Genomic DNA, 18364 nt, shown 5'->3' with positions numbered 1-18364 from the left:
GCCCTCAGGCCGCTTATGTCATTCCGATAACCGGGAAAAAGAATTACTTCTTCTTCGCTTTCGGGTTCGGCAGGTCGGTGATGCTACCTTCGAACACTTCGGCCGCCAGGCCAACAGACTCGTGCAGAGTCGGGTGAGCGTGGATAGTCAGCGCGATGTCTTCTGCATCACAGCCCATTTCGATCGCCAGACCGATTTCACCCAGCAGCTCGCCGCCGTTGGTGCCGACAATCGCGCCGCCGATAACACGGTGAGATTCTTTGTCGAAGATCAGTTTGGTCATACCGTCTGCGCAGTCGGAAGCGATAGCACGGCCAGAAGCAGCCCACGGGAAGGTGGCGGTTTCGTAGCTGATGCCTTTCTCTTTCGCTTCTTTCTCAGTCAGACCAACCCATGCAACTTCTGGCTCAGTGTACGCGATGGACGGGATAACTTTCGGATCGAAGTAGTGTTTCTTACCGGAAATAACTTCGGCAGCCACGTGACCTTCGTGAACACCTTTGTGCGCCAGCATCGGCTGACCGACGATATCGCCGATAGCAAAGATGTGCGGCACGTTGGTGCGCAGCTGTTTGTCAACGTGGATGAAGCCACGGTCGTCAACTTCCACGCCAGCTTTGCCCGCATCGAGGTTTTTACCGTTCGGCACACGGCCGATAGCAACCAGCACCGCGTCGTAGCGTTTCGCTTCAGACGGCGCTTTTTTGCCTTCCATGGAAACGTAAATACCGTCTTCTTTAGCTTCAACGGCAGTCACTTTGGTTTCCAGCATCAGGTTGAATTTCTTGCTGATGCGCTTGGTGAAGACTTTAACGATATCTTTGTCAGCAGCCGGGATAACCTGGTCGAACATTTCAACCACGTCAATCTCTGAACCCAGCGCGTGGTACACGGTACCCATTTCCAGACCGATGATACCGCCGCCCATGACCAGCAGGCGTTTTGGCACTTCTTTCAGTTCCAGTGCGTCTGTGGAGTCCCAAATGCGCGGATCTTCATGCGGAATGAACGGCAGCTGAATTGGACGAGAGCCCGCCGCGATGATCGCATTGTCGAAGTTGATCACGGTTTTGCCGTTTTCGCCTTCCACTTCCAGGGTGTTAGCCCCGGTGAATTTACCCAGACCGTTAACCACTTTCACTTTACGGCCTTTGGCCATACCAGCCAGACCGCCGGTCAGTTGAGTGATGACTTTCTCTTTCCAGGTACGAATCTTGTCGATATCGGTTTTCGGCTCACCGAAGACGATACCGTGTTCAGCCAGCGCTTTGGCTTCTTCGATAACTTTTGCTACGTGCAGCAGCGCTTTAGAAGGGATACAGCCAACGTTCAGACAAACACCACCGAGGGTGCTGTAACGTTCTACGATTACGGTTTCCAGACCTAAATCAGCGCAACGGAAAGCAGCAGAGTAACCCGCCGGGCCCGCCCCAAGTACCACGACCTGAGTTTTAATTTCAGTACTCATCATGACCTCTATCATTTGTATCCGGCGGTCTGACGTTATAGTTATTACGCCCATCATCCACCGGGACGTTCTATCCGCGTGTATTTTACAAAATTGTTAACAATTTTTAAACAACAAACGGCAAACGATTTTGTCCTTTGTTGCTGATAACCCCTAACCACTCCGAGGTTACCAGAAAAAAGCCGGCCGTCAGGCCGGCTTTTTCATTACATCACCAGACGGCGAATGTCAGACAGCATGTTGTTGATGATGGTGATAAAGCGCGCACCGTCCGCACCGTCGATAACGCGGTGGTCGAAGGAGAGCGAAATCGGCATCATCAGACGCGGCATAAACTCTTTACCGTTCCACACTGGCTCCATAGAGGACTTGGAGACACCGAGGATCGCCACTTCCGGCGCGTTCACAATCGGTGCGAAGTGGGTGGTACCCAGGCCGCCGATGCTGGAGATGGTGAAGCAACCGCCCTGCATTTCGCCAGCGGTCAGCTTGCCATCACGCGCTTTCTTGGAGATGGTGGTCAGTTCGCGAGACAGCTCGGTAATGCTCTTCTTGTTCACGTCTTTGAAGACCGGAACAACCAGACCATTCGGGGTATCTACCGCAACGCCGATGTTGATGTATTTTTTCAGCGTCAGACGCTGACCATCTTCGGACAGAGAGCTGTTGAAGCGCGGCATCTGTTCCAGAGCGGCGGCAACGGCTTTCATGATGAAGACCACTGGGGTGAATTTCACGTCCAGTTTACGTTTTTCAGCTTCGGCGTTCTGCTGTTTACGGAACGCTTCCAGATCGGTGATATCGGTCTTATCGAAGTGGGTAACGTGCGGGATCATCACCCAGTTACGGCTCAGGTTAGCACCAGAGATTTTCTGGATACGGCCCAGTTCCACTTCTTCGATTTCACCAAACTTGCTGAAGTCGACTTTCGGCCAAGGCAGCATGCCCGGAATACCGCCGCCTGCTGCTGCAGCCGGAGCCGCTTCGGCACGCTTGATAGCGTCTTTCACGTAAGCCTGAACGTCTTCGCGCAGGATACGACCTTTACGGCCAGACCCTTTCACTTTCGCCAGGTTCACGCCGAATTCGCGCGCCAGGCGACGAATCAGCGGAGTAGCGTGGACGTAAGCGTCGTTCTCAGCAAACTCAGATTTGCCTTCCGCTTTTGCAGCTGGAGCAGGCGCTGCTGCTTGTGCAGGCGCGGCGGCCGGAGCCGGAGCTGCTGCCTGAGCCGGCGCGGCAGCAGGTGCTGCGCCTTCCACTTCGAAGACCATAATCAGAGAACCGGTTTTGACTTTGTCGCCGGTGCTGATTTTGATCTCTTTCACGGTGCCCGCGAACGGTGCCGGAACTTCCATAGAGGCTTTGTCGCCTTCTACGGTAATCAGTGACTGCTCAGCGGCAATTTTATCGCCGACTTTAACCATCACTTCAGTGACTTCAACTTCGTCACCGCCGATATCCGGTACGTTAACTTCTTTGGAGCCCGAAGCTACTGCCGGAGCCGCCGCTGCGGCAGGCGCTGCTGCCTGAGCCGGTGCAGCCGCTGGTGCCGCGCCCGCGACTTCGAAGACCATAATCAGAGAGCCGGTAGACACTTTGTCGCCGGTGTTCACTTTGATCTCTTTCACGGTACCCGCGAACGGCGCCGGGACTTCCATAGAGGCTTTATCGCCTTCTACGGTGATCAGCGACTGCTCTGCGGTCACGGTGTCGCCCACTTTCACCAGAATCTCGGTCACTTCAACTTCGTCACCGCCGATATCCGGAACGTGTACGTCTTTTGCTGCCGCTGCAGCAGGTGCTGCTGCCGGAGCCGCTTCTTTCTTCTCTTCTGCCTTGACAGGTGCAGCTGCTGCTGCACCGTCGGCGGAATCGAAAATCATGATCAGTTTGCCGGTCTCAGTTTTGTCGCCAACAGAGACTTTGATCTCTTTAACGATACCAGCCTGAGGAGACGGAACTTCCATAGAGGCTTTGTCGCCTTCTACGGTGATCAGCGACTGTTCAGCTTCAACTTTGTCGCCTACTTTGACCAGGATCTCGGTGATTTCAACTTCATCAGCCCCGATGTCCGGTACATTGATTTCGATAGCCATTGTTCTTTTACCTCTTACGCCAGACGCGGGTTAACTTTTTCTGCATCGATGTTGAATTTGGTAATTGCTTCCGCAACCACTTTCTTATCGATTTCGCCACGTTTAGCCAGTTCGCCCAGTGCCGCTACAACCACGTAGGAAGCATCAACTTCGAAGTGGTGACGCAGGTTTTCACGGCTATCAGAGCGGCCAAAGCCGTCGGTACCCAGTACGCGGTAATCATCAGCCGGTACATAAGTACGAACCTGCTCAGCAAACAGTTTCATATAGTCGGTAGAGGCGACAGCCGGAGCGTCGTTCATCACCTGAGCGATGTACGGAACGCGCGGCGTTTCCAGCGGGTGCAGCATGTTCCAGCGCTCACAATCCTGGCCATCACGCGCCAGTTCAGTGAAGGAAGTCACAGAGTACACGTCAGAGCCCACACCGTAGTCTTTCGCCAGGATCTGTGCTGCTTCACGGACGTGACGCAGGATAGAACCGGAGCCCAGCAGCTGAACTTTACCTTTGCTACCTTCAACGGTTTCGAGTTTGTAGATACCTTTACGGATACCTTCCTCGGCGCCTGCTGGCATGGCCGGCATGTGGTAGTTTTCGTTCAGGGTGGTGATGTAGTAGTAAACGTTCTCTTGTTTCTCACCGTACATACGCTCCAGACCATCGTGCATGATGACCGCAACTTCGTACGCGTAAGACGGATCGTAAGAGATACAGTTCGGGATAGTCAGAGACTGAATATGGCTGTGACCATCTTCGTGCTGCAGACCTTCGCCGTTCAGCGTCGTACGACCGGAAGTACCACCTACCAGGAAGCCGCGAGCCTGCTGGTCGCCAGCCTGCCAGCACAGGTCGCCGATACGCTGGAACCCGAACATGGAGTAGTAGATGTAGAACGGAATCATCGGCAGGTTGTTGGTGCTGTAGGAGGTCGCCGCAGCCAGCCAGGATGCGCCTGCGCCCAGCTCGTTGATACCTTCCTGCAGAATCTGGCCTTTCTCGTCTTCTTTGTAGTAGGCAACCTGCTCGCGGTCCTGCGGGGTGTACTGCTGACCGTTCGGGCTGTAGATACCAATCTGACGGAACAGACCTTCCATACCAAAGGTACGCGCTTCGTCGGCGATGATCGGCACGAGGCGGTCTTTGATGGATTTGTTCTTCAGCATCACGTTCAGGGCACGTACGAACGCGATAGTAGTAGAGATCTCTTTGTTCTGCTCTTCCAGCAGCGGAGCGAAATCTTCCAGGGTCGGCAGCTCCAGCTTTTCATCGAAGTTCGGCTGACGGCTCGGCAGGTAGCCGTGCAGCGCCTGACGGCGTTCATGCAGGTACTTGTGCTCTTCTGAGCCTTCCGGGAAGGTGATGTACGGCAGTTTTTCGATATCCGCATCGGCAACCGGCACGTTGAAACGATCGCGGACGTAGCGAACGCCGTCCATGTTCATTTTCTTCACCTGGTGAGCGATGTTTTTACCTTCGGCAGAGTCGCCCATGCCGTAACCTTTAATGGTATGGGCGAGGATAACAGTCGCTTTGCCTTTGGTTTCCTGCGCTTTTTTCAGTGCAGCGTAAACTTTCTTCGGATCGTGACCACCACGGTTCAGGGCCCAGATCTGCTCGTCAGTCCAGTCGGCAACCAGCGCTGCGGTTTCCGGATATTTACCGAAGAAGTGCTCACGCACGTAAGCGCCATCTTTGGATTTGAAGGTCTGGTAGTCACCGTCAACGGTTTCTTCCATCAGTTGGATCAGTTTACCGCTGGTATCTTTACGCAGCAGCTCGTCCCAACGACCGCCCCAGATAACCTTGATAACGTTCCAGCCAGCGCCCGCGAAGATGCCTTCCAGTTCGTTAATGATTTTGCCATTACCGGTAACCGGGCCATCAAGACGCTGCAGGTTACAGTTGATAACAAAGACCAGGTTGTCCAGTTTTTCACGGGTCGCGATGGTGATAGCGCCTTTAGATTCTGGTTCATCCATCTCGCCGTCGCCCAGGAAGGCGTAAACGGTCTGTTTGGACGTGTCTTTCAGACCACGGTGTTCCAGATATTTCAGGAACTTAGCCTGATAGATAGCGCCGATCGGGCCCAGACCCATAGATACGGTCGGGAACTGCCAGAAGGTCGGCATCAGTTTCGGGTGCGGGTAGGAAGACAGACCTTTACCGTGAACTTCCTGACGGAAGTTGTTCATTTGTTCTTCGGTCAGACGGCCTTCCAGGAAAGCACGCGCGTAGACGCCCGGGGAGATGTGGCCCTGGAAGTACACCAGGTCGCCGCCATCCTGCTCGTTGCGTGCGCGGAAGAAGTGGTTGAAGCACACTTCGTAGAAGGTCGCAGAAGACTGGAAGGAAGCCATGTGGCCGCCCAGCTCGAGGTCTTTTTTAGACGCACGCAGCACGGTCATGATGGCGTTCCAACGGATAGCAGAACGAATACGACGCTCCAGCTCCAGATTGCCCGGGTATTCCGGTTCATCTTCAACGGCAATAGTGTTGACGTAACCGCTAGCACTTGCACCCGCCGCTACCTGAACGCCGCCTTTGCGTGCTTCAGAAAGCAGTTGGTCGATAAGATACTGAGCGCGCTCAACACCTTCTTCACGGATGACCGATTCGATCGCCTGTAGCCAGTCGCGAGTTTCGATCGGATCCACGTCATTGTGTAAACGTTCTGACATGGGTTATTCCTTATCTATCTAGTACGTTGATTTGTCTGGAACCTGTCCCATTGCGCTCTCAAAGGAAAACGCAATAAGACAGGTTCTGCGTTTAGTTGCCGCGCTCTGAATGGCGCATTTTCACATTTCCCGGTCAAACAACTGCCGGGAAAAAGCTTAATCCTTTCGCTGCTGGAGGCGACGTAACGAGCGCTCACGGCGGCTCTGTTCACGGCTTCTATCCAGCAAAATCTCTTCGATGAAGGCCAGGTGGCGATGTGACGCTTCTCGCGCCTGCTCAGGTTCGCCAGCCATGATCGCTTCAAAAATACGGGTACGATGATTGCTAACCTGCGGGAGCATTTCCCTACGGGCGTAGAGCAACTCAAAGTTTTGACGAACGTTTTGCGCCAGCATCGGCTCCATACACCGTAGCAAATGAAGTAGCACCACGTTGTGAGCCGCTTCAGTGACCGCAATTTGATACTGGACGACGGCGTCAGATTCAGCGTCAAGGTCGCCAGACTGCTGAGCCCGTTCGATGGCCTGATGCAGTTCGCGAATGCGTACGCGATCTTCATCAGTGCTGCGCAGTGCCGCGTAATAAGCCGCGATACCTTCCAGCGCGTGACGGGTCTCTAGCAGATCAAACTGGGATTCAGGGTGGTCGGACAGAAGCTCAACCAGCGGATCGCTGAAACTCTGCCATAGGCTGCTCTGAACAAAAGTCCCGCCGCCCTGGCGACGAAGCAGGAGCCCTTTGGCTTCAAGGCGTTGAATCGCCTCACGCAGCGAAGGGCGAGAAACGTCGAACTGTTTAGCCAGTTCGCGTTCAGGTGGAAGTTTTTCGCCGGGGCGTAACGTCCCCTCAAGAATCAAAAACTCCAACTGCTGCTCAATCACATCAGAAAGTTTTGGTTGGCGGATTTTGCTGTAGGCCATTGTTCCCTGTCTCTGCCATTAGCCCGGAGTCAATTGGTCTTACCAATTTCAAGTTCATAGCGCTAAAGTAACAAAGTATTCACCTTATGTCCATACAGGTTTTGATTGAAATCAGTAAACCCGGCACTTTTTAACAACATTACAGAAATGATGTTTCAGAAATGTAACTTTGCACAAAAAATGACTTTACCTATAAAGAAGTATAATTAACTAAAACAAAACAATATTAAGCAAACTGAACCGTTTCAATTTCGCCATATGTGAATATTCATTCATTTTAATGACTATTAATTCAATATCATCGTATTATCACCATTTCAGCGCGGCGTGACCGTTGTTGTCTTTTTATCCAATCCGTCATCATCCCTTCATAAAGCAGGTGCATTCCTTCGCGCTTACCACTATTCTGCTCATGACGAAAGAGCCTTACCTCTTTTTAAGAAAAGCTTTTCGTAAACATAACAATACAGAAAACGGAATTTCTTAAGTACATACGCACAACAGCGTCACAATAATAACCACACACGAGGTTTCACAATGGAAGGTCAACAGCAAGGCACGCAGCTTAAGCGCGGCCTGAAGAACCGCCATATCCAGCTGATCGCTCTGGGCGGCGCTATCGGCACCGGCCTGTTTCTTGGCAGCGCCTCCGTTATTCAATCCGCCGGTCCCGGTATTATTCTCGGCTACGCTATCGCCGGTTTTATTGCCTTTATGATCATGCGCCAGCTCGGTGAAATGGTGGTTGAAGAGCCAGTAGCCGGCTCCTTCAGCCACTTTGCCTACAAGTACTGGGGCAACTTTGCGGGCTTTGCTTCGGGCTGGAACTACTGGGTGCTGTACGTCCTGGTTGCCATGGCGGAACTCACGGCCGTGGGTAAATATATCCAGTTCTGGTATCCCGAGATCCCCACCTGGGCTTCTGCGGCAGCCTTCTTTGTGATTATCAACGCCATCAACCTGACCAACGTTAAAGTGTTCGGTGAGATGGAGTTCTGGTTTGCCATCATCAAGGTTATCGCGGTTATCGCCATGATCCTGTTCGGCGCATGGCTGCTGTTCAGCGGCAGCGCGGGCCCCCAGGCAACCGTTCGCAACCTGTGGGAACAAGGCGGCTTCCTGCCGCATGGCTGGACTGGGCTGGTGATGATGATGGCGATCATCATGTTCTCCTTCGGCGGCCTGGAGCTGGTTGGAATTACCGCGGCAGAAGCGGATAACCCGGAGCAGAGCATTCCTAAAGCCACCAACCAGGTTATCTACCGTATCCTGATTTTCTATGTGGGCTCGCTGGCGGTACTGCTCTCGCTGATGCCGTGGACACGCGTCACCGCAGACGTCAGTCCGTTCGTACTTATCTTCCATGAACTGGGCGACTCGTTCGTGGCGAATGCCCTGAACATCGTGGTCCTGACCGCCGCACTCTCCGTGTACAACAGCTGCGTCTACTGCAACAGCCGTATGCTTTTCGGCCTGGCGCAGCAGGGTAACGCCCCGAAAGCGCTGCTGAACGTCGACAAACGCGGCGTGCCGGTGAGCTCCATTTTGGTTTCCGCCGTCGTGACTGCGCTGTGCGTACTGATCAACTACCTGGCACCAGAGTCCGCATTCGGGCTGCTGATGGCGCTGGTGGTCTCTGCGCTGGTGATTAACTGGGCGATGATTAGCCTGGCGCACATCAAGTTCCGCAAAGCCAAACAGCAGCAGGGCGTCACCACGCGCTTCCCGGCGCTGTTCTACCCGCTGGGGAACTGGATCTGCCTGGTCTTCATGGCTGCCGTGCTGGTCATTATGGTCATGACCCCGGGCATGGCGATCTCCGTATGGCTGATTCCGGTATGGATCGCCATTCTGGGTATCGGCTTTATGTTTAAGCAGAAGAGCGCCAAAACCGTAAAAGCGCACTGATCTGACAGGCCCTCTCCTCCCGGAGGGGGCTTTTTCCCTGATGTTACCTGCCTCACAGTTTCATTTTCGCAGCAGCTTTCTCCATATCAACAACGTTATCCTGCTACGCATTTCCCCCTTTAACTGGCAATAATCTTCGCCATATTCCCCAAGAGAGATCTGGCGATGGACGTGAATAAACTGTCAGTAAAAGAGAAGATTGGTTATGGCATGGGCGATGCAGGATGCAACATCATCTTCGGCGCTATCATGCTGTTCGTTAACTATTTTTATACCGATATTTTTGGTCTGGCGCCGGCATTAGTGGGCGTACTGCTGCTCTCAATCCGCGTTATCGACGCCGTTACCGACCCGATTATGGGCGCGCTGGCTGACCGTACCCGCAGTAAGTACGGTCGTTTTCGTCCATGGCTATTATGGATCGCCTTCCCCTATGCCCTGTTCAGCGTGCTGATGTTCACCACGCCAGAATGGACCTACAGCAGCAAAGTTATCTATGCGTTTGTCACCTATTTCCTGCTGTCGATCACCTATACCGCCATCAACATTCCTTACTGCTCTCTGGGTAGCGTCATTACCAACGATCCAAAAGAGCGCGTCGCCTGTCAGTCTTACCGCTTCGTGTTGGTAGGTATCGCGACCCTGTTGTTATCGCTGACGCTGCTGCCGATGGCCGACTGGTTTGGCGGTGAAGACAAAGCCAAAGGCTACCAGATGGCGATGACCGTGCTGGCCTTTATCGGCATGTGTATGTTCCTGTTCTGCTTTGCCACCGTGCGTGAACGCGTGCGCCCGGCGGTGCAGACCAACGATGAACTGAAGCAAGATTTAAAAGACGTCTGGAAGAACGATCAGTGGGTACGCATTCTGCTGCTGACGTTGTGCAACGTCTGCCCCGGTTTTATCCGCATGGCGGCCACCATGTACTACGTCACCTGGGTAATGGGTGAAAGCACTCACTTCGCCACTATTTTTATCAGCCTGGGCGTGGTCGGCATGATGATCGGCAGTATGCTGGCCAAAGTACTGACCGACCGCTGGTGTAAACTGCAGGTCTTCTTCTGGACCAACATCGTACTGGCAATATTCTCTATCGCCTTCTATTTCTTCGATCCACACGCCACCGTGCTTATTGTCGTACTCTACTTCCTGCTGAACGTACTGCACCAGATCCCGTCCCCGCTGCACTGGTCGCTGATGGCCGACGTTGATGATTACGGCGAGTGGAAGACCGGCAAACGTATCACTGGCATCAGCTTCTCCGGCAACCTGTTCTTCCTGAAGGTGGGTCTTGCGGTGGCCGGTGCCATGGTCGGCTTCCTGCTCTCCTGGTACGGCTACGACGCGGGCGCCAAAGCGCAAAGCGACACCACCCTCAACGGTATCATGCTGTTATTCACCGTGATTCCTGGCGTGGGCTATCTGATTACCGCAGGCGTGGTTCGTCTGCTGAAAGTTGACCGCAACCTGATGAAACAGATTCAGGAAGATCTCGAAAAACGCCGCAATAACTACCGCGAGCTGAATGAATACCAGCAAGAATTGAAAACGACTGAACACATAAGGAAAGCCTGATGAAGAACTGGCCTAACCCCTTTATTGAGCAACGCGCCGATCCGTTTATTCTGCGTCACAAGGGAACGTACTACTTTATCGCCTCTGTCCCGGAATATGACCGGCTGGAGATCCGCCGCGCCGACGATCTCGACGGCCTGCGCACTGCGGAACCGGTGGTGGTCTGGCGCAAGCCGGACAGCGGCCCGATGAGCAACCTTATCTGGGCGCCGGAGCTGCACCACATTGACGGCAAATGGTATATCTACTTCGCCGCCGCCCACACTCAGGCGTTCGACAGTCTGGGGATGTTCCAGCACCGCATGTTTGTGCTGGAGTGCAGCGACGCCGATCCGCTCAGCGGGAAATGGGTTGAGAAAGGTCAGGTAAAAACGCCGTTCGACACCTTCTGCCTCGATGCCACCACCTTCGCGCATCAGGGCAAACTGTGGTATTTGTGGGCGCAAAAGTCGCCGGAGATTGCCGGTAACTCCAACCTGTATCTGGCCGAACTGGAAAACCCGTGGACCCTGAAAGGTGAACCTGTGATGCTCAGCAAACCTGAGTTCGATTGGGAGTGCCGCGGTTTTCTGGTGAACGAAGGGCCTGCCGTCGTCACCCACGGCAACCGTCTGTTTATCAGCTACTCCGCCAGCGCCACCGACGAAAACTACTGCATGGGCCTGCTGTGGATTGATAAAGACGCCGATATGACCAAGGTGGAAAACTGGCATAAGTCACCGGAACCTGTATTCACCACCAGCTATGAAAATCGCCAGTATGGCCCCGGACACAATAGCTTTACGCAGACGCCAGAAGGTGAGGATGTGCTGGTTTATCATGCGAGGAACTACACGGAAATTGAAGGCGACCCGCTGTATGACCCGAATCGTCATACCCGATTGAAGACCGTCTGCTGGAAAGAAGATGGGATGCCGGACTTTGGTATTCCGCCAGCCGATACGCAGTAAAAGCATTGCCCGGTGGCGCTTCGCCTCACCGGGCCTTCGAGACTCATCGTAGGCCGGATAAGGCGAGGCCGCCATCCGGCCAAAAACTACACTAGCGTCCCATAGATAGTCAGCAGCGCCATCACCACCACGACCGCATATGACGTCTTCTTCGCCATCGAAACCGCCGCCTTTGGCGTCTCCACCTTATCCACGTGCGGCTCGCGAGCCAGCGAATACTGCGCCAGCGTCGTCAACACCTGATACTGTGAAGAATGGCGATCGCCCAGCGAAGCAAACCACGCAGGAAGCGCCTTCTCACCGTGACCAATCAGCGCATACACCACGCCAACCAGGCGTACAGGGACCCAATCCACCACGTGCAGAATCGCGTCAATCCCCGACTGTAGACGCTGGTGCGGCGTTTGGTAGCGCGCGAGGTAGGACTGCCACGAGCGCAGGAACGCATAGCCCATAAGCGCCACCGGCCCCCAGGCGCCCCCGACGACAAACCAGAACAACGGAGCGAGGTAGAAACGATAGTTGATCCACAGCAGCGCGTTCTGCAATTCACGCAGGAACTCACGCTCATCGCAACCCGGAGGGACGCCATGAATCATCGTCAGTTCGCTGGCCATCGCCTCACGAGCGTGGGCATCATTACGTGATGCCGCCTTCAGGTAAGCATGATAGTGCAGACGAACGCGACCCGCGCCAATACACAGCAGCCCCAGCAGAATCCAGAAAATAAGCTGCGGCACATTAAACAGCAGCCCATCCAACGCACGCTGAATAATCCCGACCACCGCCATCGCCGCGATGGTCATCAGCAGCGTGGCGGCCAGGGAATAGTGTTTCACCCGGCGAAACAGTGCCTCCAGACGATGGTCAAGTTGCCAGTGCTCGCCAAGTTTAAACAGGCGTTCGGCCAGCAGAACCAGAAGCGTGGTAAACAACGTCATGTCATCTCCTTATCTGACGAGGGGGTGACCAGCGCGCGAAAACGTGCCCAGTCAAACGCCGGGCCGGGATCGGTTTTACGCACAGGCGCGATATCGCTGTGACCCGTCATATTGTCGGCAATGAGGGGATATTCGGCAATGAGCAGCTGTGTTAACGCCGCCAACTGCGCATACTGCGCATCGGTATAGGCCAGCGTATCGGTACCTTCGAGCTCAATACCGATAGAGAAATCATTACACCGTTCACGCCCGTGGTAGGAGGAAACGCCTGCGTGCCACGCGCGTTTATCAAAGGGAACGAACTGCACAATCTCACCGTCGCGACGGATCAAGCAGTGGGCCGATACCCGCAGATGGCAAATTTCCGCAAAAAACGGATCGGCGTCAGGATCGAGCGTACCGGTAAACAGAGCATCTATCCACGGGCCGCCAAACTGACCGGGCGGCAGGCTAATATTGTGCACAACCAGCAGCGAGGGGGCCTCATCCTCCGGGCGACTATCATGATGAGGGGACGGCACCTGCCGAACGCCCACCAGCCAGCCCTTATCTAACTGCATTCAGGATCTCCTAAAATATGGTGATACTTGCTGGTTCAGAGTAGCATGTTTCAATCTTTTGCATCGTTACCAATTTGGAGCTTTATTATGCCGCCTCGCCGCTATAACCCAGACCACCGACGTGACGCGCTGCTTGAACGTATCAACCTCGATATCCCTGACGCGGTCGCCCAGGCCCTGCGTGAAGATCTGGGCGGAGAAGTGAATGCCCAGAACGATATTACCGCACAACTCTTACCGGAAAAAACACAGTCTCATGCCATCGTGATTACGCGTGAAGACGGCGTATTTTGCGGTAAACGCTGGGTTGAAGAGGTCTTTATTCAACTGGCTGGCGATGACGTCACCCTGACCTGGCACGTTGAAGATGGCGATACCGTCGTCGCTAACCAACCGCTGTTTGAAATTAATGGCCCGTCCCGCGTTCTGCTTACCGGCGAGCGCACGGCGTTGAACTTTGTGCAGACGCTTTCCGGTGTCGCCACTGAAGTGCGTAAATACGTCAATCTGCTGGAAGGCACCCACACTCAACTGCTGGACACCCGCAAAACGTTGCCGGGCCTACGCACCGCGCTAAAATACGCCGTGCTGTGCGGCGGCGGCGCCAATCACCGCCTGGGATTGTCCGACGCCTTCCTGATCAAAGAAAACCATATTATTGCCTCCGGCTCCGTGCGTCAGGCGGTAGAGAAAGCGTTCTGGCTGCATCCGGACGTGCCGGTTGAAGTTGAAGTGGAAACGCTGCAAGAGCTGCAAGAGGCGCTGAAGGCCGGTGCCGACATCATCATGCTTGATAACTTTGATACCGAGCAGATGCGTGAAGCGGTCAACATGACCCAAGGTCAGGCTCAACTGGAGGTCTCCGGCAACGTGACCTTTGACACCATTCGCGAGTTCGCTGAAACCGGCGTCGACTTCATCTCCGTCGGCGCGCTAACCAAGCATGTGCGCGCGCTCGACCTGTCGATGCGCTTTCGCTAACAGCTGATGATGCCCTCCGCCGCGAGGGCTTTTTTCGATCTTCGTTCCACTTCCTCCTGCACATCTGCAACCTTAACAAAAACGCTGGGAAGCAGCGTCCTGAACACCATTTTGCCCCTCGCTGGCCGCAGCAGCCTCTGCCAGAGTAGCGCCAGTTTCAGCGAGGAGCAGAACATGAACAGACAGCAAGGTTTTACCCTTATCGAGCTGATGGTCGTTATTGGCATTATCGCTATCCTTAGCGCTATCGGAATCCCGGCCTACCAGAACTACCTACGCAAAGCAGCGCTAACCGATATGCTGCAAACCTTCGTCCCCTACCGCACCGCCATCGAACTGTGCGCGCTCGACCGTGGCGGGCTGGATAACTGCAATGCAGGCAGCAACGGCATCCCCTCACCGACCACGACGCGCTATGTTTCAGCCATGAGCGTCGCGCAGGGTACGGTTATTCTCACCGGTCAGGAGAGCCTCAACGGTCTGACCGTCACCCTGGTCCCCGGCTGGGATAATGCCAACGGCATCACCGGCTGGCAACGCACCTGCGATATTCAGAACGATGGCGCGCTACAGCAGGCCTGTGAAGATGTTTTCCGCTTTGACGCACAGTAAGCGAGGTGACAGCGATGAAACAGGAACAGTTGTTAATGCTGTGCCAGCGTCACCACGCAGTGCTGCTCGGCAATGCGGCCGATGAACTGAATATCGCGGTGGTCGGCACGCCGCCCGGCGAGCTGATGGATTCGCTCCGCTTTGCCAGCCAAAAGCGTATCGATATTGAATGCTGGACTCAGGAGAGGATGGACAAATATCTCCAGCAGTCGGCACCTTTAGCCAATGTCACACCGCATGAAGAGAGCGACAACGCGGTTGACCTACTCAACCATCTGCTCAAACAGGCGCTGATTCAACGCGCGTCCGATATCCACTTTGAGCCGGCCGAGCATGCCCTACGCGTGCGGCTGCGGGTCGACGGCGTACTGCATCCTCTTGCCCCTGTCTCGTTCCCGCTAATGGCACCGCTTATCGCCAGGCTAAAGGTGCTCGGCGGCCTGGATATCGCCGAGCGTCGATTACCTCAGGACGGGCAGTTCACGATAGATATTGCCGATAAGCCGCTCTCATTCAGACTCTCGACGCTGCCCTGTCGCTACGGCGAAAAAGCGGTGCTGCGTCTGCTGCATAAGGTTGAACAGGCGCTGGACCTTAAGCAACTGGGGTTGTCAGACCGCGAGCACTCGCAGCTTCAGTCCGCGCTGAATCAACCGCAAGGACTGATTCTGGTTACCGGGCCGACGGGCAGCGGAAAAACGGTGACGCTATACAGCGCGCTGCAAAGTCGCAACCATAGCGACGTCAATATCTGTAGTGTGGAAGACCCTATTGAGATTCCGCTTGATGGCCTGAACCAGACGCAGATCAGTCCCCGCGCGGGATTAACCTTCCAGAACGTACTCCGCGCCTTGCTGCGTCAGGATCCCGACATCGTGATGGTGGGTGAAATCCGCGACGGTGAGACGGCAGAGATCGCTATCAAAGCCGCACAAACCGGTCATCTGGTGCTCTCGACGCTGCATACCAACTCTACCGTCGAAACGCTGGTACGCCTGGAGCAGATGGGCGTGGCGCGCTGGATGGTGTCATCGGCATTGATAATGGTTGTCGCTCAGAGGTTGGTACGACGACTCTGCCCGCACTGTCAAAAGAGGTTACCCAATGCACAACCGCTCCCACCATCACTGTGGCCGCGTCCGCTACCGCACTGGACGGCACCAGGCTGCGAGCACTGTTATCATGGCTACCAGGGCCGTCTTGCCCTGTTTGAACTGCTGCCGCTCACGCCCACACTGAGACAGTGTATTGCCAGTGGCCTTAATCCGGCTGAACTCATGGCCCATGCGCGGGAATCGGGTATGTCCACGCTGTTTGAAAACGGCTGCCGGGCCGTCGAGCAAGGGCTAACCACGCAGGAAGAACTGCTGCGCGTGCTAGGGCTCCCACAGGATGCGTGAACAGCTTTGGTACTGGCGTGGGCTTGACCCCAACGGCATCGAGCATCGCGGTACGCTCTGGGCCAGCCATCGGCCTGGCGCGCTGATGGCGCTCGCGCAGCAAAACATTATCGCCTTATCGTTGAAACGCCGCGCGGTGAACCCATCACTCTGGCGATCGCAGCATAGCTGTGCAGTGATCGGTCAGTTAGCAACGCTTTTGCAGGCCGGTCTTACCTTATCAGACAGCCTGACGCTCCTCGGCCAGCAACACCCCGCAGCGCAGTGGCGCGCCCTCCTCAACTCGCTGGCTAACCGCCTGGCACAAGGTGTCACATTATCGGAAGGATTGAAGTCATGGCCACAGGCTTTTCCGCCACTCTATCTGGCGATGATTCGCACCGGTGAAATCACCGGTAAGCTGGAACAGTGCTGTCTGGCACTTTCTCAACAGCAGAAAGCGCAACGGCTGCTCACGGCAAAAGTGAAAAAGGCACTGCGCTATCCGCTGATTATCCTGTCACTGGCCGTGCTGGTGGTGGTGGCGATGGTGAGTTTCGTCCTGCCGGAATTTACCGCCATCTATCGTACCTTCAACACGCCGTTGCCCGCGCTGACGCAGGCCGTCATCGCAAGCACCGCCTTTATTGAACGATGGTGCATTCCCCTTTTTGTTTCTTTGCTGTTGCCTGCGGCGCTCGGCGTAGCGTTAAAAAATCATCCGCCATGGCAACGTGTCCGCCAAGAAATACTGCTCGCACTGCCAATTATGGGCAAGCTCAGGCGCGGCCAGATGCTTAGCCAGATTTTTACCGTTCTATCACTGACGCAACGCGCAGGCATCGCCTTTTTGCAGGGGCTGGAAACCGTTGAAGAGACGCTCACCTGTCCGTGGTGGCGTGAGGTTATCGCCAGGCTGCATCACGATGTGGCGCAGGGTTGTACCATCTGGCAGGCCATGGAAAATAGTCACGTGTTTACACCACTGTGCTTACAGCTGGTGAGAACGGGGGAAGCGTCCGGGGCGCTGGATGAAATGCTGGAGAATCTGGCGCGGCATCACAATGAGAGTACCCAGAATCTGGCGGAAAACCTGACGTCGATGCTGGAGCCGTTGCTGCTTATCGTCACGGGGTTAATCATTGGAACGCTGGTCGTCGCCATGTACCTGCCCATTTTTCATCTGGGAGAGGCGATCGGCGGAGCGGGATAACGCTGGCGCATACGGCACCAGCGTTAAAGGGGTTACAGGCTGTTGAACACGCGGTTCTCTTGTTCCTGTACCCGAATAAAGGTGGTGCGTTTGGTCAACTCTTTCAGACGAGATGCCCCGACGTAGGTGCACGCTGAACGCAGGCCGCCAAGGATATCACGCGCGGTGTTATCGACCGGGCCACGCAGCGGTAGCTTCACGGTTTTGCCTTCTGCCGCGCGATACTGGGCCACGCCGCCGACGTGGCGCTTCATCGCCGACTCGGAGCTCATGCCGTAGAACAGCATAAATTTCTCGCCGTTCTCTTCGACAATCACGCCGCCGCTTTCATCGTGGCCAGCCAGCATGCCGCCCAGCATCACGAAGTCGGCACCGCCGCCAAAGGCTTTCGCCACATCACCCGGCATGGTGCAGCCGCCGTCGCTGACGATCTGGCCGCCAAGGCCGTGCGCCGCATCGGCACATTCAATGACTGCGGACAGCTGCGGATAGCCGACGCCGGTTTTCACGCGGGTGGTGCACACGGAGCCAGGGCCGATGCCCACTTTGACGATGTCCGCGCCGGACAGAATCAGCTCTTCGCACATCTCGCCGGTTACCACGTTGCCGGCACAGATCGTTTTCGTCGGCCATGCCTCACGCGCTTTCGCCACAAACTGTACAAAGTGCTCAGAGTAACCATTAGCTACGTCAATACACACAAAGTTCAGCGCTGAGTTCAGCTTGAGGATCTGCTGCGTTTTTTCGAAGTCAGCATCGGAGGTCCCGGTAGAGACCATCACGTGTTTGAGCACGTCTTCAGATTCGGCCTGCACAAAGGCTTTCCACTCTTCAACAGAGTAGTGTTTGTGTACGGCAGTCAGGATATCGAAAGAGGCGAGTGCTTTTGCCATCCCGAAAGTCCCCACGGAGTCCATATTCGCAGCAATAATCGGTACGCCTGACCAGCGTTGGCCTGAGTGTTTAAAGGTGAATTCGCGTTCCAGTTCAACATCGGAACGGCTTTTAAGAGTAGAGCGTTTAGGGCGGATAAGAACGTCTTTGAAACCTAACTTCAGATCTTCTTCGATACGCATGTG

Annotated in this window: 14 protein-coding genes; 7 read left to right on the top strand and 7 right to left on the bottom strand. The window is 55.0% G+C overall.

Features of this window, described 5'->3' with window-relative positions:
• Window positions 1-43: 43 nt before the first annotated feature.
• The 4 genes from lpdA to pdhR all read right to left on the bottom strand — a co-directional run bounded on the left by lpdA (window position 44) and on the right by pdhR (window position 7166).
• Window positions 44-1468 carry a dihydrolipoyl dehydrogenase gene (lpdA, locus tag M989_RS17775; RefSeq protein ID WP_064547498.1) on the bottom strand — a complete coding sequence of 475 codons (1425 nt, stop codon included), beginning with the start codon at window positions 1466-1468 and terminating at the stop codon, window positions 44-46.
• A gap of 206 nt (window positions 1469-1674) precedes the next feature.
• Window positions 1675-3567: a pyruvate dehydrogenase complex dihydrolipoyllysine-residue acetyltransferase gene (gene aceF, locus M989_RS17770; RefSeq protein ID WP_064547486.1), complete on the bottom strand. Its 1893-nt coding sequence runs from the start codon at window positions 3565-3567 to the stop codon at window positions 1675-1677.
• Between the two features lie 14 nt (window positions 3568-3581).
• Window positions 3582-6245 carry a pyruvate dehydrogenase (acetyl-transferring), homodimeric type gene (gene aceE, locus M989_RS17765; protein ID WP_064547484.1) on the bottom strand — a complete coding sequence of 888 codons (2664 nt, stop codon included), beginning with the start codon at window positions 6243-6245 and terminating at the stop codon, window positions 3582-3584.
• 156 nt (window positions 6246-6401) lie between these two features.
• A complete protein-coding gene (pdhR, locus tag M989_RS17760; protein WP_064547482.1) occupies window positions 6402-7166 on the bottom strand; it encodes a pyruvate dehydrogenase complex transcriptional repressor PdhR in 765 nt (254 codons plus the stop codon).
• Between the two features lie 537 nt (window positions 7167-7703).
• On the opposite strand from pdhR, the gene aroP reads away from it, so the two are divergent.
• From aroP to M989_RS17745, 3 genes are all read left to right on the top strand, one after another.
• On the top strand, window positions 7704-9074 hold the full coding sequence (gene aroP / locus M989_RS17755) for an aromatic amino acid transporter AroP (protein ID WP_064547480.1): 1371 nt from the start codon (window positions 7704-7706) through the stop codon (window positions 9072-9074).
• Window positions 9075-9239: 165 nt separating this feature from the next.
• Window positions 9240-10649 carry a glycoside-pentoside-hexuronide (GPH):cation symporter gene (locus tag M989_RS17750; protein ID WP_064547478.1) on the top strand — a complete coding sequence of 470 codons (1410 nt, stop codon included), beginning with the start codon at window positions 9240-9242 and terminating at the stop codon, window positions 10647-10649.
• The gene (locus M989_RS17745; RefSeq protein ID WP_064547477.1) at window positions 10649-11599 is read left to right on the top strand and encodes a glycoside hydrolase family 43 protein; all 951 of its coding nucleotides are present in this window, start codon (window positions 10649-10651) and stop codon (window positions 11597-11599) included. Before M989_RS17750 ends, M989_RS17745 begins: the two co-directional genes overlap by 1 nt.
• Before the next feature lie 86 nt (window positions 11600-11685).
• Here the strand turns inward: M989_RS17745 and ampE are convergent, their stop codons facing one another.
• Complete coding sequence (gene ampE, locus M989_RS17740) at window positions 11686-12540, bottom strand: beta-lactamase regulator AmpE (RefSeq protein WP_064547475.1); 855 nt, start codon at window positions 12538-12540, stop codon at window positions 11686-11688.
• Window positions 12537-13100 (bottom strand): 1,6-anhydro-N-acetylmuramyl-L-alanine amidase AmpD, encoded by a 564-nt coding sequence (gene ampD, locus M989_RS17735; RefSeq protein WP_064547473.1) that lies wholly within the window; start codon window positions 13098-13100, stop codon window positions 12537-12539. Before ampD ends, ampE begins: the two co-directional genes overlap by 4 nt.
• Window positions 13101-13187: 87 nt before the next feature.
• On the opposite strand from ampD, the gene nadC reads away from it, so the two are divergent.
• The 4 genes from nadC to hofC all read left to right on the top strand — a co-directional run bounded on the left by nadC (window position 13188) and on the right by hofC (window position 17285).
• Window positions 13188-14081, top strand: coding sequence for a carboxylating nicotinate-nucleotide diphosphorylase (nadC, locus tag M989_RS17730; RefSeq protein ID WP_064547471.1), 894 nt, complete (start codon window positions 13188-13190; stop codon window positions 14079-14081).
• 174 nt (window positions 14082-14255) lie between these two features.
• Window positions 14256-14693 carry a prepilin peptidase-dependent pilin gene (gene ppdD, locus M989_RS17720; RefSeq protein ID WP_064547467.1) on the top strand — a complete coding sequence of 146 codons (438 nt, stop codon included), beginning with the start codon at window positions 14256-14258 and terminating at the stop codon, window positions 14691-14693.
• A 14-nt stretch (window positions 14694-14707) separates the two neighbouring features.
• On the top strand, window positions 14708-16093 hold the full coding sequence (gene gspE, locus M989_RS17715; RefSeq protein ID WP_064547465.1) for a type II secretion system protein GspE: 1386 nt from the start codon (window positions 14708-14710) through the stop codon (window positions 16091-16093).
• Entirely contained in the window at window positions 16086-17285 is a 1200-nt protein-coding gene (hofC, locus tag M989_RS17710) for a protein transport protein HofC (RefSeq protein ID WP_064547463.1), read from the top strand. Before gspE ends, hofC begins: the two co-directional genes overlap by 8 nt.
• Window positions 17286-17317: 32 nt before the next feature.
• Here the strand turns inward: hofC and M989_RS17705 are convergent, their stop codons facing one another.
• Window positions 17318-18361 (bottom strand): GMP reductase, encoded by a 1044-nt coding sequence (locus tag M989_RS17705; RefSeq protein WP_064547460.1) that lies wholly within the window; start codon window positions 18359-18361, stop codon window positions 17318-17320.
• Window positions 18362-18364 lie beyond the last annotated feature (3 nt).

This window comes from Kluyvera georgiana ATCC 51603 (genome assembly GCF_001654985.1).
Classification (GTDB): Bacteria; Pseudomonadota; Gammaproteobacteria; order Enterobacterales; family Enterobacteriaceae; genus Kluyvera; species Kluyvera georgiana.
This window is presented reverse-complemented; position numbering and strand designations above follow the sequence as displayed.